Here is a 14060-nt window from a genome sequence, read left to right on the forward strand (position 1 = left end):
CTTAAATGGAAAGATAAATGGGCAGAGCTAAAACGATAAGATCAGGCAAAGAATCTCCAACTACCTATGGCCTTGGTCTTTAAAAAAACTTACATACTTATGAAACCGCAATATCTCCTCCTACTCATCCCGCTGCTGATAGTAGATATACTAACCTTTACCGAAGTGGCTTCACTGGTGCGGCAACCGTCTGATATGGCTGTAGCAACCGGGCTGTTTTTGTTGGTTGTGTTGATTGCTGCCAATTTCTTTGTTATTAGATATGCAATTTCCAAACTTAACGCTTAAATGAACCGACAGATTTTTACCTGGAGTATCGCTTTTGTGCTGATACTGTTCTTTTCGATTACCGCCATGAAATCCTGCACAAGAATAGATGCAGGGCACGAAGGCATTCTGGTTAAACTGTATGGTACCGGCAAAGGTGTGCAGGACGTATCGCTGGTAACAGGGCGCGTATGGTACAACCCTTTAACAGAAGATGTGTTCCAGTTTCCAACATTTGTGCAGACGATAGACTATGAAGCTTTTACCGTTAACGCCAAAGACGGCTCCGTTTTTACCGTTGATCCTACTATTTCTTTCAGGGTTATTCCCGGCCAGAGCCCCAGAATATTTAGCAAGTACCGCAAAGAAATAGAGCAGATCACCACAACAACTCTTTACAACTATACCAGAGATGCCTTCCGTATTCAGTTTAACCAATACAGTACTGATAGTATTATATCTAACAGGCAGTCTTTCGAAGACAAGGTGCAGGTAGCTTTGGGGGAGTCGCTTAAAAAAGAAGGCTTTGAGCTGGAGCAAATGACAAGCGGGCTTCAGTACCCGGATGAGATTGTGCGTGCTGTAAACCTAAAGAACCGGGCTGTGCAGCAGGCCCTGCAAGTGGAGAATGAGTTGAAAGTAGCTGAAGCTCAGGCGCGTAAGAAAATTGTAGAAGCTGAGGCCGAAGCAAGAGCAAACGAACTGCGCCAGCGTACGCTTACACCATTGCTCATTCAGCAGCAGTTTATTGAGAAGTGGGATGGGAAAACACCACTTTACGGCAACTTGCCCACTTTCTTCAAGAACGTACAGTAACTGAAATACAGGTAGCGTCTTTAGCAAAGGCTGTTGCGGCAAAAACACTCATAAGACTACTGTAGACACGGTGAGGTTTGGAATAAGAAGCCTTAACTCGGCTTCTCCCGCTTATCAGAGAAAGGCGTAGGTACTCCGGTTAACTGCTGAGGCTCTCCTTTAAAGCCATTGAACTCGTTGTGCTGGTCGAAGGGTACTTTAATGCCGTGGTAGTAATCCTGTAGCTTGTAATCTTTACGGAGTGGGTGCCCCTCCCAATCGGCAGCGCAAAGAATACGGCGCATGTCAGGGTGGTTTTTAAAGTAAATGCCTACCATATCATAAACCTCGCGTTCGTGCCAGTCTGCTGTGCGCCAGATGTGGCTGACGGTTGGTACCTCCGGCATCGGCTCGTCGGCTGTGTTGCGGGGCACCATTACTTTTAAGGTCAGGTGATGATCGTAAGGGATAGAGTAAAGGTTGTACACTACCTCCATGGTACCCGCATCAGGGCCATTATCTATGCCTGTCACGCAGGAGAGAAAATCGAAGTAAGTCTGCCCATTGTCATGCAGCTCCAGACACACCCCTGCCAACTGCGCTGGTTGTATAACCAGGTACGGCTGCGGGTTGTCACTATTTTCTGAAACTACAACTTCTGCACCAAACTGTTCTCTAAGCAAATTTTTTATTTCTTCGAAAGTCACGCTGCTATCAACCTAATTGTAAATCTATTGCAAAGGTACCATATGAGTGCGTAAAATGTAATGTTTAGCTTATACTTTAGGTTAATGTTCCCTCGCATTCTATTAATATATAAAGTTCTTACCAACCTTGCCTTTATATATTTGTTATCAATGTTATTAATTGTTTGTAATATTCATCCTTTGTTATTATTATTTTTATAAATAATAATGATTTTTAATAGTAAATACTTCTTTTTTAAAAGATAATTTAATAAATTACTTATTAAGTATCTGACAAGGGCGAATTGAAGCCTTTTGAAGGGAAACTTTAGCAGTTAAGAGTAGCGTTTTAGTAAATGCTTGTTGTACAGGTTATTGTGCTGTAAACGTTCAGTGTTCTTTTAAATCTGAAATAAAGCACTGTTGCTGGCGTAGCTATGCGAAGCTTTAGCGACAGCAAGTGCATGTTTACCAGAAGAATGGCTATGTATGGTAGTTGCTCTGCTGGCAGTAAAGTGTCAACTGATTTCTAACCTAACTTTAATTATAATTCATCGCCATGGCTAACCAAATGAACCGCCGTAACTGGCTCAAAGCAAGTGCTCTTTTAGCTGGAGGTGTTGCTGTTTTTCGCTCCGGTATTAGTTCTGTCGCAGCAATGCCTGCCGCCTTTGCCAAAAATCGTGCGACACGCATAACTGATGAGACTGCTACACTGGCTGCTCCTCCGGAAATGAAAGCCCGCCTGCTTGCCAATGAGAACCCATTTGGTCCATCTGAAAAAGCAAAAAAAGCAATGCAGGAAGCCTTGCCTAACAGCTACCAATATCCATTTATGTACAGCCAGCAGTTAAAGCAAAAGATAGCGACGCACGAAGGTATTGATGCCAAACAGGTGTTACTTGATGCTGGTTCCTCTCCCTTGCTGCTTGCTGCGGCAATGCACTTTGCTAAAAATGGCGGGTCTATTATTACAGGAGATCCCTCTTATGATGACCTGCCTGAAAAAGCCAGAAAATTTAAGGCTAACATAGTAGAGGTGCCTTTAACAGCCGATTATAAACTGGATCTGGAGGCTATGGAGAAAAAGATAGACGGCAACACTTCGCTGGTTTATATCTGCAACCCCAATAACCCTACAGGTACAGTGCTGGACACTGCCAAACTGAAAGCTTTTTGCGAACGGGCTTCTAAGAAGGTTCCTGTTTTTATAGATGAAGCTTATATTGATTATGTAGATGACCCACAAGGCACTACGCTGATAGACTTGGTAAAGAAAGGAAATAATATTATTGTAGCGCGTACTTTTTCTAAGCTATATGGCTTTGCCGGGCTTCGTGTTGGTTACGTGGTAGCACAGCCTGATATGATTGACACGCTGAGCATATACAGCTCTGGCGCTTTCAGTATTTCGGCTCCTTCTATTCAGGCTGCTCTGGTAAGTTACCAGGATAAGGAATACATGAATAACACGCTGCAGAAAACAGCTGCTTCTAAGAAGTTCCTGTATGAAACGCTAAAGAAAGAAGGCTATGAATATATTCCTTCCTCTACCAATTTTGTTATGTTTCCGATTAAAATGGATGGTAAACGCTTTACTGATGAAATGATGAAACGTGGTGTCGGAGTCCGTTTCTGGAAGTTTGCTGACCAAGACTGGTGCAGGATAAGTATTGGTCGTATGGATGAGATGCAGGCCTTTGCCGATGCTTTTAAAGTGCTGGCTTAAATGCCTGAAGTTCCATTCAGGTAGGTATAAAACAGAGATGCCCTGTAGTTTTCTAATTACAGGGCATCTCTGTTTTATACTACAAGGTTACGTTACCTAAGCCTGAGCTATAGCTTCTGCCTGTCTCTTTGCCATAATCTGCTGTACAGCTCTTGGCGCACGTATGGTTTCTTTCCGAATAACCTCCTGTAGCTTCAGAAAGCCACCTATCAGTGCTTCTGGCCGCGGTGGGCAACCAGGTACATAAACGTCTACTGGTATAATGCGGTCAACACCTTTTACCACATGGTAGCCGTGTTCCCAATAAGGGCCACCGCAGTTGGAGCAGGAACCCATTGAGATAACATAGCGCGGCTCAGGCATCTGTTCATACAGCCTGCGTACACGGTCTGCCATTTTAAACGTAACGGTTCCGGCTACAATCATTACGTCCGACTGCCTTGGAGAAGCACGCGGAATAACGCCAAACCTATCTAAATCATAAGCTGAGCCATAGGCTCCCATCATCTCAATGGCACAACAAGCCAGGCCGAAGCCCATTGGCCAGAGTGCTGTCAGGCGGGCCCAATTAAGCAGGTCATCTAATTTTGTAACTATTACACCGCCTTCTCCTGTCTTATTCTCTGGTATATTCATGTATAAGTCTCTGATCTGAAAGCTTTGCTATTGCTTCTTTACCTCGTACTGGCGATTATTTACGCGCTCGTACATGTCCATCGGAATTCTGGAGCGGCTTTTAGGTATAATCGGGTTAGGTTTTATCCAGTCGAGGTGGCCTTTGGCCCAGGCATAAGCTAAGCCAAGTATGAGCACGCTCATAAATATGAACATCTCAGCAAGAGAAAACCAACCCCACAGTCCGTTGGTTCCTTCAATTAAATCTCTGCGCCCAAATACAACTGCCCACGGAAACAGGAAAGCCAGCTCTACATCAAAAACGATGAAGATAAGCGCCACCACGTAAAAGCGTGGGTTAAATTGTACCCAGGAGTTACCAATTGGTTCTTCACCAGACTCATAAGTTGCCAGCTTCTCCGGGTTAGGCCGATGTGGGCGTAACAGCTTTGCTGAAAACAAGCCGATGATAACAAAAATGGCACCACCAATTAGGTACAGCAGAATGGTTCCGAAGTCGCTGAGGTAAGTTTCTTTCATTGCTTTGCCGCTGTTTATACAAATTTACAATGAAATTTTGGTTTTATAAGTGCTCTTCCTTCCTCTGCTGTTCGAGCAAGTTACTATGGAAGCAGGAGCAACATAAAGTAAACAACCTTTCGCCTCACAAAGCTGTAACAGATAAACGAATATAACTGAGAACAAACCTGACACTCTATGCTTACAGGACGAGTAAATGCACCTGAGATCAGCACTGAACATGGCTGGCTGAACACTGACCGTGACTGGTCTATTAAAGACTTTAGAGGGAAAATGGTGTTGCTGGATTTCTGGACCTTTGGCTGTATTAACTGCCAGCATATAGTGCCGGACCTGAAGCAACTGGAAGAGGAATATGCTGGTTCATTAGTAGTGATAGGAATACACTCTGCTAAGTTTGACGCAGAGAAGCAGAGCGAAACTATTAAGCAGGCAATCCAGAAGTTTGGTGTGGAGCACCCGGTGGTAAACGATGCTGACTTTAAAATCTGGAACCAGTATGGAGTAAGGGCATGGCCGACGGTGGTTCTTATTGATCCGAATGGAAAAGTAATTGGGCAACATGCCGGAGAAGGTGTTTATGAGACAGTGCAGCCATACATCGATAAAATGGAGAAGGAGTTTGCAGATGTGCTGAACCGGGAACCTCTTAACTTCCTTATGGAACCACGGGAGGCATCTGTGCTGTCCTTTCCTTCTAAGCTTATCAATGACAGGGAAGGCAATGTTTACCTTTCCGACAGCGGCTATAATCGCATTCTGAAGCTAAACCAGGAAGGGCAGGTGCTGGAGGTAATTGGCAGTGGTAACAGGGGCTTCGATGACGGCAGCTATGCAGAAGCAGGTTTTTATGAGCCGCATGGTTTGGCTCTTCATGAAAACATACTCTATGTAGCCGATGCTAAGAACAATGCCATCCGGAAGGTAGACCTGGAGACAAAGCAGGTAACAACAGTGGCAGGCACAGGTGAGTTAAGTTATTATTTCTTTGAAGACAGCATTGGTGTAGGAGTTAACCCTAACAGCCCCTGGGACCTGCTGATGATAGATAACGATATGTACATTGCCAATGCAGGTAACCATCAGATATTACGCATGGACCTGAATACCGAAACGGTGTACCGCTTTGCTGGTAGTGGTAGAGAAGCCCTAACAGATGGCTCTTTACTAGAGGCTGCCTTTAACCAACCTAGCGGTCTGGCCAGCAACGGCAATGTACTGTATGTGGCTGATGCCGAAGCAAGTGCTATTCGCACTGTAAATACTAAGTCTGGAATGGTGCTTACCCCGCTTGGCAAAGGCCTCTTCGACTTTGGCGATGTAGATGGCCATGTAGACGATGCCTTGCTACAGCACTGTATAGGCGTAGAGGTAATTGATAATAATGTGTACATAGCCGATACCTACAACGGCAAAATAAAAGTACTGGACATGGAGCTGCATCGGGTACGTACACTGACAGAAGGCCTAAGCGAGCCGAACGATGTACTTTTCCTGAACGGGCAGCTGTGGGTAACCAGTACCAACAGCCATCAGTTGTTTAAAGTGGACCCTGGCACAGGAGAGAAGCAGGAGGTAACCATTTTTTTTAAATAAGTTAACATCAGCTAGCATATATTGACATTTGTTTAAGTACAGTAGTGTTACTTAAAAGAGCTATGCTACTATCTGCTTCAAAGCCTGTTGCTTCACCCGCAAAGCCTGTTGTACATGGCGTTCCTCATGCACTACATTAAATCCTAATGTCTCACCAATACGTATTTTCAGCAGTTTAAAGAACTCCACAGGAATAGCCATTTTATTCAGATTAACAGATTTGGCACCTTCCAACAAAGCCAGTAGCTCGTCCTGGTGTTTCTGAAATGCTACCATCACTTCACGGCCTAGCTTGCTGTTGTTGGGGTTCATGTGCTTTAGCGTCTTGTGCTTTTTCATATTCTGAGGCCGCATCATGACTAAAAACTTCTTGCCTATCCAGCTGTAACTGATCTCTGACTTATACATACCTTCAGGGCTAGTGGCAATGGCTTTGGCTATAGCCTGGTTGTAGTAGTTGCTATAGCGGTTCAGGTGTTCGAGGCATTCTAGTACGCTCCAGCTATCGGGAGAGGGCTTGTAATTTAAAATGTCCAGATCTAGCTGGGCAAATTGGCTGTTTACAGTTTGCTGTAAACCCTGCGTGGCTCGGAAAAGTTGCTCTAGTGTATTCATAGCAGTTATAGTTTTACTTTGTACAGCGCAAAGGTATCGAGTATCCTGATCTGAATCCTTGAGGGAAATCAAGATTTTATGGATGAAGAAAACAATATATAAGTTATACAATGACAGATGTATTTCCTATATTTAGTTGACCTAATATAAAGCCTTAGAAAATGAAAACGCTTATACTTAAAGCTGCTATGTCGCTTTTAACAGTTGGAGCCTGCTATACAAGTTCAAGCGCTCAAATAGCTATTAAAGACGAAACAGGCAGGCCGCTCATGACTAAGCAGTACACCGATGTAAAAGGATCGCCCTATTTAGCTGATGAATGGTACAAAGGAACTGTAGAATTGACAAATGGAACCATATATGATGAAATGAACCTGATGTATGATCAGGTAAAAGATGAGTTGATATTTAAAGCAGCTGGTGAACAAGCACAAGCTTTTGAGGCATCTTCAGTATATGCGTTTACTATTCATCTGCAAAAAGACGGTCTGCCGGAAGAAAAGAAAAATTACCGGAAAGGCTTTATTCCTGTTGACGGAGCGCCTGACATGGCGTTCTACGAAGTGCTTGCCGATGGCCAGACACAGCTGTTGAAAAGAACAAAGAAAGTTGTTTTTGAGGAAATACCTTACGGCTCTTCAACTAAAGTAAAAGACATAAGAGAAAGTTCTTACTACTATATTGCCAGGTCAGGTAAACTGGTCAAAATCAAAGCAGATAAAAAGTCTGTTCTGAAGGCCCTGAAAGACCAGGCGCCGGCACTGGAGAAATATGCAAAGGCTAATAAGCTAAACCTTAAAGATGACGCTGGCTTAGCCCAACTGGTAGCCTACTACAATGGCTTATGATTAAGCAGATATAAATTGTATTTACGGCTACTTTATGCGGCTTAGTGTTTCAGGAGACATACGTAGATAAGAAGCAATATACTTTTTAGGGATGTGCTGAAACAACTGTGGGCTACGCTGCATGACTCGTTGCACACGTTGTTCCGGCTCTGGTAGTAACAGGTCTACCTCACGATCAATTTTACCTACCAGTGCTTTTTCTAATTCCTGGTACCAGAATTTTTTAATATTAGGCCGCTCCTCTATCAGCTGCATAAAGTCTGCTTTACTAATGCCTAGCAGTTTACTTTTCTTGAGGGCTTGTATGTAATACGCAGATGGATTGCCATCCACAAACGACGGAAAGGAAACAAGCAGGTTATTAGGGTAAGAGAACCCCACGCAAATCTCCTCGTCGGGCAGAGGGTAATAAATACGCAGGGCACCACTGATTACAAAGTATAAGCTCTGTTCTACCTGCCCCTGCCGTATCAGAAAATCATACCTGTTCAGCTGTACCTGTTTCTTCCAGAGCGGCATTAAAGCCTCTATGTCTTCTGATGTAACGTAAGATATTTGCTGGAGGAGAGTGTGGAGCATGGTTTAAAGTCCTTTATAAATAATTTTACCCTTACCTTCTCACCTCAAACCTCTCAAACCCAATGAGGTTTTCCATCTCCTGTACCTCCACCTTTTCTACTCTTGCTCTACCAGATCCCTCCTGTGTCCACTGTTCTAACTGCTTCAAAGCATCTGGTGCTCCTTCGGCCTCCATATAAACAGTACCATCGGGTTCATTTTGTACAAAGCCGGTTAAGCCTAATGCCTGTGCTTTGTCTTTGGTGCTGGCCCGGAAGAATACTCCGTGTACCTTGCCATGCACCCGTATGGTGATATGCTTGGTATTGATGCTCATGCTGTTTTTAGGTTTATAAGCGGAATATAACTGTTTACAGAATAATTGTGGCTGAAGTTAAGCAAAACGTGTCTGACAACAGGTTTTGTTATCTGTATGAAGCAAGATATAGTTGGTTTATGAAATTTAGTTTACCTTTAGCCGATTTGGCGCATCGGGTGCCATAGAGTTAGAAAACAGAACAATGTCATTACTATTCACCGATTTTAAAAGCTGGGAGAAGCATTGCGCAGAAACAGGAGAGCCATTGTATGAGCCCGTGCTGGCGTATGAAATAGAGCAGAAAGGCCGCACTGAAGAATACGTGTGGGAGAATATTGCTAAAGCGTTTGAGGTGATGAAAGACGCAGTGCAGACAGGTCTGACGGAAGATATGCGTTCCCGTTCTGGGATGGTGAACAATAGTGCCAAGAAAGTGGCAAGTTCGCCGGTAACGGTTTTATCGCCGGAGTTTCAGATGCTGGTGTCACGAGCATTAGGGGCTAAAGAAGTTAACTCGTGCATGGGGCGCGTGGTAGCGGCTCCAACGGCTGGCGCATCAGGTATATTACCCGGTACACTTACCACACTGCAGGAACTGCATGGCCTGGAAGACAGGAAAATACACGAGGGACTTTTAGTTGGGGCAGGAATAGCTTTGATAATTGAGCAGAACGCATCGCTGGCAGGTGCTGTAGGTGGCTGCCAGGCCGAAACAGGAAGTGCGGCAGCTATGGCTTCTGGTGCAATTGTGTATTGTTTAGGAGGTAATGTAGAGCAAATATTTGCGGCTGTTGCTGTTACTATACAATGTATGCTGGGGCTAATATGTGACCCGGTAGCGGGGCTGGTAGAGGTGCCCTGTATTGTACGGAATGCCAGTGCTTCGGCTATTGCATTCTCGTCGGCGCAAATGGCTATTGCCGGTGTCAATCCTGTTATTCCGGTGGACCAGTGTGTGCAGGCACTTGGCGAGGTAGGTGAAAGCATGGAGCGTAAATACAAAGAAACGGCAGAAGGTGGCTTGGCTAATACTCTAAAGGGGCGTGAGATAGAAAACTTTGTGCTGGTGCAGGATGTAGAGATTCTGCCGGATGAAACAGAAGAGTTGTAGTTATAAGCAATTGGCCTGTTGAAAGCCTGAACTTTTATAGTTCAGGCTTTTTTGTTTTTATAAGTTAAGAAACTGGCACAATATATGAGAATGCTATATTTACATTAACGATCCATCTGCCAAAACTATAAACTGCGAAAAAACAATTTCTTACCGCAGCGTTAGCCGGCGTGCTAATGCTGTCTTCCTGCGCTGTGCCTCAAATGGCCATAGAATCTACTTTTAAAGAACAAGCCGAAGAACTTCCTATAGAAGGGCGCAAAGCATTTAACCCCAACGGTACTTTCAGTATAGGCCCCTTTACGGTAGCAAATGTTAACAGGGGCTGGAAGCATATCGGGGGCTTCTCCATATTCAGCTACAACAACGTTAGAGCCAATCAACAACATGAGTTTAATGTGCAGAACGAGCAGGGCAGCGAGTGGTATGTATTTGGGGCAAGTAACCTTCAGGAAAAGTCACTCAAATCTAATACAGGCATAACCATAGAAGTAGCGCCTAACATGGAATATTATGCCAGTTACTTCACGTCTCCCGAAAGTGGCCAATGGCACCTGCTTACCATAGACCCAAGAAATTACCTGGAGCGGGATAAGTTTGAAGGCGAACTTTCCAACGGAAGCATGACTTATAAACTAAAGCCTGTGTATAAGTTTGAAGATAAAAGCCTGCCTATGCCGGATATTATCGGCTATGAATTTAAAGATGGTGACAGCATAATAGCCGCAGTGCAGGTAGTAGACAACGGCAAAGTTTGGGTGAAAGCAGGGTTAGCGGCTGATACGCGTATGGTGCTGGCCAGCGCTGTGGCATCTTTGTTGCTCTACGACAAGCTTAGCGAGGATGTTGAACACACTGAACTTTAACAGATGGTTTCGCTGTTGCTTCTTTCAATAGTAGTAAGCTGATAGTTAATTGTTTATATTGCTGTGGCGTATAAATTACAGGTATGTTCTGGTGGTGTCTCTGTAGGTTTATTCTCCTGTTTGTTTTGTAATGATAGCTGTACATAGATGAAAAAATTCTTTTGGTGGTGTGCCGGAGCCGACGACACTATTCTGGATAAATGCTCTAAATCGGAGCATATAAAATATGCAGGTGTAGGTGCTACGGTTCTTTTTACAGGGGTATTGGCAAGTATATCCGGAGGATATGCCCTTTATACTGTGTTTGATTCAGTACCTATGGCCGTGGCTTTTGGTTTACTATGGGGTGCCGTAATCTTTAACCTTGACCGTTTTATTGTTTCCACTATCCGGAAAGAGGGCAAATTCTGGAAAGAACTGCTGATGATAATGCCCCGCATTATGCTGGCCCTGGTGCTGGCGGTAGTTATATCAAAGCCGCTGGAACTGAAAATATTTGATAAAGAGATTCAGGCAGTGCTGAAAGAAAAGCAGGCCCAACTGGCTATTGAGCACAAGGAACTGGTAGGGCAGCAATACGTGGAGGTAGATTCTATTAAAAACGAAATTGCCGGTATTCGCCAGGAAGTAGCTGCAAAGCTACAGGAACGTAACAGACTTTATGATGCGTTTGCCGCTGAGGCAGATGGCACTGGCGGTACAGGAAAAGTAGGTAAAGGCCCTATTTATGAAGAGAAGAAACAACAATATGATAAAGTTGACGAGGAGCTAAAACTGCTGCAGGCCGATGCACAGCAGCGTATAAGCCTTCGGGAGCAACGTATTTCTGACCTGATGAAGCAATATGATGCTACTGTTGCTGAAGGGCAAGCTAGCTTCTCTAATTATGATGGATTGATGGCGCGTATTAATGCGCTGGATACTTTGCCCTGGTTACCGGTGTTTTTTATTACGCTGCTTTTTATCTGTTTAGAAACAGCCCCTGTATTAACAAAGTTGATTACTAGTAAAGGGCCTTATGACGATATTCTGAAGGGTATAGAGCACGAACGCACTACTAAGGAAATGCAGCGCGTAGCAGAGCGGCAGAAGCAGTATGATACAAGGCAGGCTGTGGCAGAGGCTAAATTTACCGCCCGAACCGAATATGAAGTGGCAGCTAAGCAGGAAGAAGAAAAGCTTAAGTCTGATGCTCACCTGGAGGTGGTACGAGAGTCTGCTGCAGTCTGGAAAGAGCGAAAGTTAGCCGATGTAAACCGCAGCCCTAATGCAGCCTCAGAAGTGCTAAACGATGGGGAAGAGAACGGCTACTACAAGTGGTAATTTTATTCGGGTAAGCTCCAATACACATAAACTTATCAAAAATACCTGCAAGTGCCGATGCACCTGCAGGTATTTTTTTTGCCTGTGCAGGTAAGAAGTGGCGAAGGGCTTCAGAAATATATAACTTTGGCTCATCTTAAATTAAAAGAAAAATAACATGTCCGTTTCTAAAATGGCTCAAACTCTTATCGGTTCAGAAATTATAAAACTGGCCGGTGAGGTAAATAGCATGATAGCCCGAGGGGAGCAAATATGCAACCTGACCATAGGCGATTTTGACTCCAGTATTTATCCCATACCAGAAGAACTTAAGGAAGAAATTACAAAAGCATATGCCCAAGGTCATACCAACTATCCTCCGGCAAACGGGGTGGCAGTATTACGACAGGCTGTTGCTGCTTTCATAAAAGAAAGGCTTGGCTTAGAGTATCCTGAGAATGATATTTTAGTGGCTGGTGGTTCCCGTCCGCTTATTTACAGTGCTTATATGGCTATTGTAGACCCAGGCGATAGAGTGGTTTTCCCAACGCCATCGTGGAATAACAACCACTATTGCCACTTGTCAGGAGCTAGGCCTGTGGTAGTGCCAACAAAGCCGGAGCATAAGTTTATGCCAACCGCAGCCGATGTGGCTCCATTGCTGAAGGGGGCTACGTTGTTGGCGCTTTGTTCACCGCTGAACCCAACTGGTACTGTATTTTCTAAAGAAGACCTGGAAGCAATCTGTGACCTGGTGCTGGAAGAGAACAAAAGCCGCGCAGCAGGCGAGAAACCCCTTTACATCCTCTACGACCAAATTTACTGGATGCTTACATTTGGAGAAACAGAGCACTTTAACCCGGTGAGCCTGCGTCCTGAGCTAAAAGATTATGTGATCTTTATTGATGGCATCTCAAAATGTTTTGCCGCTACGGGAGTGCGTGTAGGCTACGGCTATGGCCCAAGTGTGGTAATGGATAAAATGAAGACCCTGGTTGGCCACATGGGGGCATGGGCGCCTAAGGCCGAACAGATAGCCACTGCCAAATATATTGGGCAAGGAGAGCAGGTGAATAGCTTTATGACAGGCTTTAAGCAGAAGGTACAACAAAGCCTGGATGTGCTGTACAAAGGCTTTAAAGATCTGAAGTCGGAAGGATATGCTGTTGATGCGGTAGAGCCAATGGGCGCTATTTACCTTTCGGTGCAGATGGATTTAGCCAGAAAAACAACAGCAGAAGGAAAGGTGCTGGAAACTAGTCAGGATATTGCTTACTACATTTTAGAAAAGGCCAAACTAGCTGTGGTTCCGTTCTCAGCTTTCGGTACTGCCAAAAGCCTAAACTGGTTCAGATTATCGGTAGGTGGAGCTTCTCTTGAGGCTATTCAGGCTTCGTTAGAGAGGCTGCGTGAGGCGCTGCAGAAGCTTAAGTAGTTGCTCTCATCAGTTTACCAATAATCAAAAAGGCCTTCTTTATTTCAGAAGGCCTTTTTGATTTGTCTTTATTGAATGGTTATCTGTCTGCTGATGCTTTCTTCTAAGGAGATTAGCGTTTCAGTACGTTGCACACCCTCAATTGGCTGCAGCTTTTCATTCAGAACTTCGCGCAGATGTTTAGTATCGCGGCAGATAATTTTGGCAAACATGCTATAAGAGCCTGTTGTATAGTGTAGCTCTACAATTTCAGGTATTTGGCGCATTTGTTCTACAGCGTCTTTATACTCTGAACCTTTCTCCAGATATACTCCAATAAAAGCGCAAACGTCGAAGCCAACAGCTGATGGGTTTACGAGTAGCTGTGCTCCCTTAACTACACCCATTTCGTTTAGTTTCTTCATGCGCACATGTATGGTGCCTCCAGAAACACCTAGTTCTTTCGCGATGTCTGTGTAAGCACGAGTAACATCTTTCATGAGGAGCTGTAAAATCTGGCGGTCCAGATTATCGATTTCATAATTCATACGCTGCTACTTTTTATTAAATTTGTAATATAGCCAACAATTTGGGGGTAAAATTACTGAAAATTTAATTTTAAAAATTATAATTAAAAGACTTTAAATTTCTCTTTACTGAATGGCAGTTATTTTTGTTGCTTCACTAACATACGTTAGCAAAATTACAAAAAAACATTCAATCTCAATTAAAAATGTTAAAAGAGTTGTGGAAGAATTTTTTGTAGGGAGTTGTTATGTAATGGTGAGCAGCTGCTTAT

The 14060-nt window shown here is 44.0% G+C and carries 16 protein-coding genes; 9 read left to right on the top strand and 7 right to left on the bottom strand.

The annotated features are described in order from the left end of the window. Positions 1-99: 99 nt before the first annotated feature. Entirely contained in the window at positions 100-288 is a 189-nt protein-coding gene (locus LN995_RS05505; protein WP_229959188.1) for a hypothetical protein, read from the top strand. Next, positions 289-1083, top strand: coding sequence for an SPFH domain-containing protein (locus tag LN995_RS05510; RefSeq protein ID WP_229959189.1), 795 nt, complete (start codon positions 289-291; stop codon positions 1081-1083). Positions 1084-1175: 92 nt separating this feature from the next. Here the strand turns inward: LN995_RS05510 and LN995_RS05515 are convergent, their stop codons facing one another. Next, positions 1176-1745 (bottom strand): NADH-quinone oxidoreductase subunit C, encoded by a 570-nt coding sequence (locus LN995_RS05515; protein WP_262910412.1) that lies wholly within the window; start codon positions 1743-1745, stop codon positions 1176-1178. 562 nt (positions 1746-2307) lie between these two features. Here LN995_RS05515 and LN995_RS05520 point away from each other — a divergent pair. Next, a complete protein-coding gene (locus LN995_RS05520) occupies positions 2308-3477 on the top strand; it encodes a pyridoxal phosphate-dependent aminotransferase (RefSeq protein WP_229959193.1) in 1170 nt (389 codons plus the stop codon). Positions 3478-3573: 96 nt separating this feature from the next. Here LN995_RS05520 and nuoB read toward each other — a convergent pair whose 3' ends face one another. Then, positions 3574-4113, bottom strand: a complete 540-nt coding sequence (nuoB, locus tag LN995_RS05525; RefSeq protein WP_229959195.1) for an NADH-quinone oxidoreductase subunit NuoB — start codon at positions 4111-4113, stop codon at positions 3574-3576. Positions 4114-4140: 27 nt separating this feature from the next. Beyond that, positions 4141-4632 carry an NADH-quinone oxidoreductase subunit A gene (locus tag LN995_RS05530; protein WP_229959197.1) on the bottom strand — a complete coding sequence of 164 codons (492 nt, stop codon included), beginning with the start codon at positions 4630-4632 and terminating at the stop codon, positions 4141-4143. 177 nt (positions 4633-4809) lie between these two features. On the opposite strand from LN995_RS05530, the gene LN995_RS05535 reads away from it, so the two are divergent. Beyond that, on the top strand, positions 4810-6228 hold the full coding sequence (locus LN995_RS05535; RefSeq protein WP_229959199.1) for a thioredoxin-like domain-containing protein: 1419 nt from the start codon (positions 4810-4812) through the stop codon (positions 6226-6228). 60 nt (positions 6229-6288) lie between these two features. On the opposite strand, the gene LN995_RS05540 is transcribed toward LN995_RS05535, so the two are convergent. Then, complete coding sequence (locus LN995_RS05540) at positions 6289-6843, bottom strand: DinB family protein (RefSeq protein WP_229959201.1); 555 nt, start codon at positions 6841-6843, stop codon at positions 6289-6291. Between the two features lie 161 nt (positions 6844-7004). Here LN995_RS05540 and LN995_RS05545 point away from each other — a divergent pair, with 161 nt between their 5' ends. Beyond that, positions 7005-7691 (top strand): hypothetical protein, encoded by a 687-nt coding sequence (locus LN995_RS05545; RefSeq protein WP_229959203.1) that lies wholly within the window; start codon positions 7005-7007, stop codon positions 7689-7691. A gap of 27 nt (positions 7692-7718) precedes the next feature. Here LN995_RS05545 and LN995_RS05550 read toward each other — a convergent pair whose 3' ends face one another. Together LN995_RS05550 and LN995_RS05555 are read right to left on the bottom strand one after the other, a co-directional pair. Next, complete coding sequence (locus LN995_RS05550) at positions 7719-8270, bottom strand: Crp/Fnr family transcriptional regulator (RefSeq protein ID WP_229959206.1); 552 nt, start codon at positions 8268-8270, stop codon at positions 7719-7721. A gap of 31 nt (positions 8271-8301) precedes the next feature. Next, positions 8302-8586 (bottom strand): acylphosphatase, encoded by a 285-nt coding sequence (locus tag LN995_RS05555; RefSeq protein ID WP_229959208.1) that lies wholly within the window; start codon positions 8584-8586, stop codon positions 8302-8304. A 184-nt stretch (positions 8587-8770) separates the two neighbouring features. Here LN995_RS05555 and sdaAA point away from each other — a divergent pair, with 184 nt between their 5' ends. From sdaAA to LN995_RS05575, 4 genes are all read left to right on the top strand, one after another. Further along, the gene (sdaAA, locus tag LN995_RS05560; protein ID WP_229959210.1) at positions 8771-9679 is read left to right on the top strand and encodes an L-serine ammonia-lyase, iron-sulfur-dependent, subunit alpha; all 909 of its coding nucleotides are present in this window, start codon (positions 8771-8773) and stop codon (positions 9677-9679) included. A 176-nt stretch (positions 9680-9855) separates the two neighbouring features. Beyond that, positions 9856-10545, top strand: coding sequence for a hypothetical protein (locus LN995_RS05565; protein ID WP_229959212.1), 690 nt, complete (start codon positions 9856-9858; stop codon positions 10543-10545). Positions 10546-10692: 147 nt separating this feature from the next. Beyond that, positions 10693-11868 carry a DUF4407 domain-containing protein gene (locus LN995_RS05570; protein ID WP_229959214.1) on the top strand — a complete coding sequence of 392 codons (1176 nt, stop codon included), beginning with the start codon at positions 10693-10695 and terminating at the stop codon, positions 11866-11868. Positions 11869-12040: 172 nt separating this feature from the next. Beyond that, positions 12041-13282, top strand: a complete 1242-nt coding sequence (locus LN995_RS05575) for a pyridoxal phosphate-dependent aminotransferase (RefSeq protein WP_229959216.1) — start codon at positions 12041-12043, stop codon at positions 13280-13282. A 68-nt stretch (positions 13283-13350) separates the two neighbouring features. Here LN995_RS05575 and LN995_RS05580 read toward each other — a convergent pair whose 3' ends face one another. After that, the gene (locus LN995_RS05580; RefSeq protein WP_229959218.1) at positions 13351-13809 is read right to left on the bottom strand and encodes an Lrp/AsnC ligand binding domain-containing protein; all 459 of its coding nucleotides are present in this window, start codon (positions 13807-13809) and stop codon (positions 13351-13353) included. Positions 13810-14060 lie beyond the last annotated feature (251 nt).

Origin of the sequence: Pontibacter silvestris, assembly GCF_020907275.1 — a bacterium.
Taxonomy (GTDB): domain Bacteria; phylum Bacteroidota; class Bacteroidia; order Cytophagales; family Hymenobacteraceae; genus Pontibacter; species Pontibacter silvestris.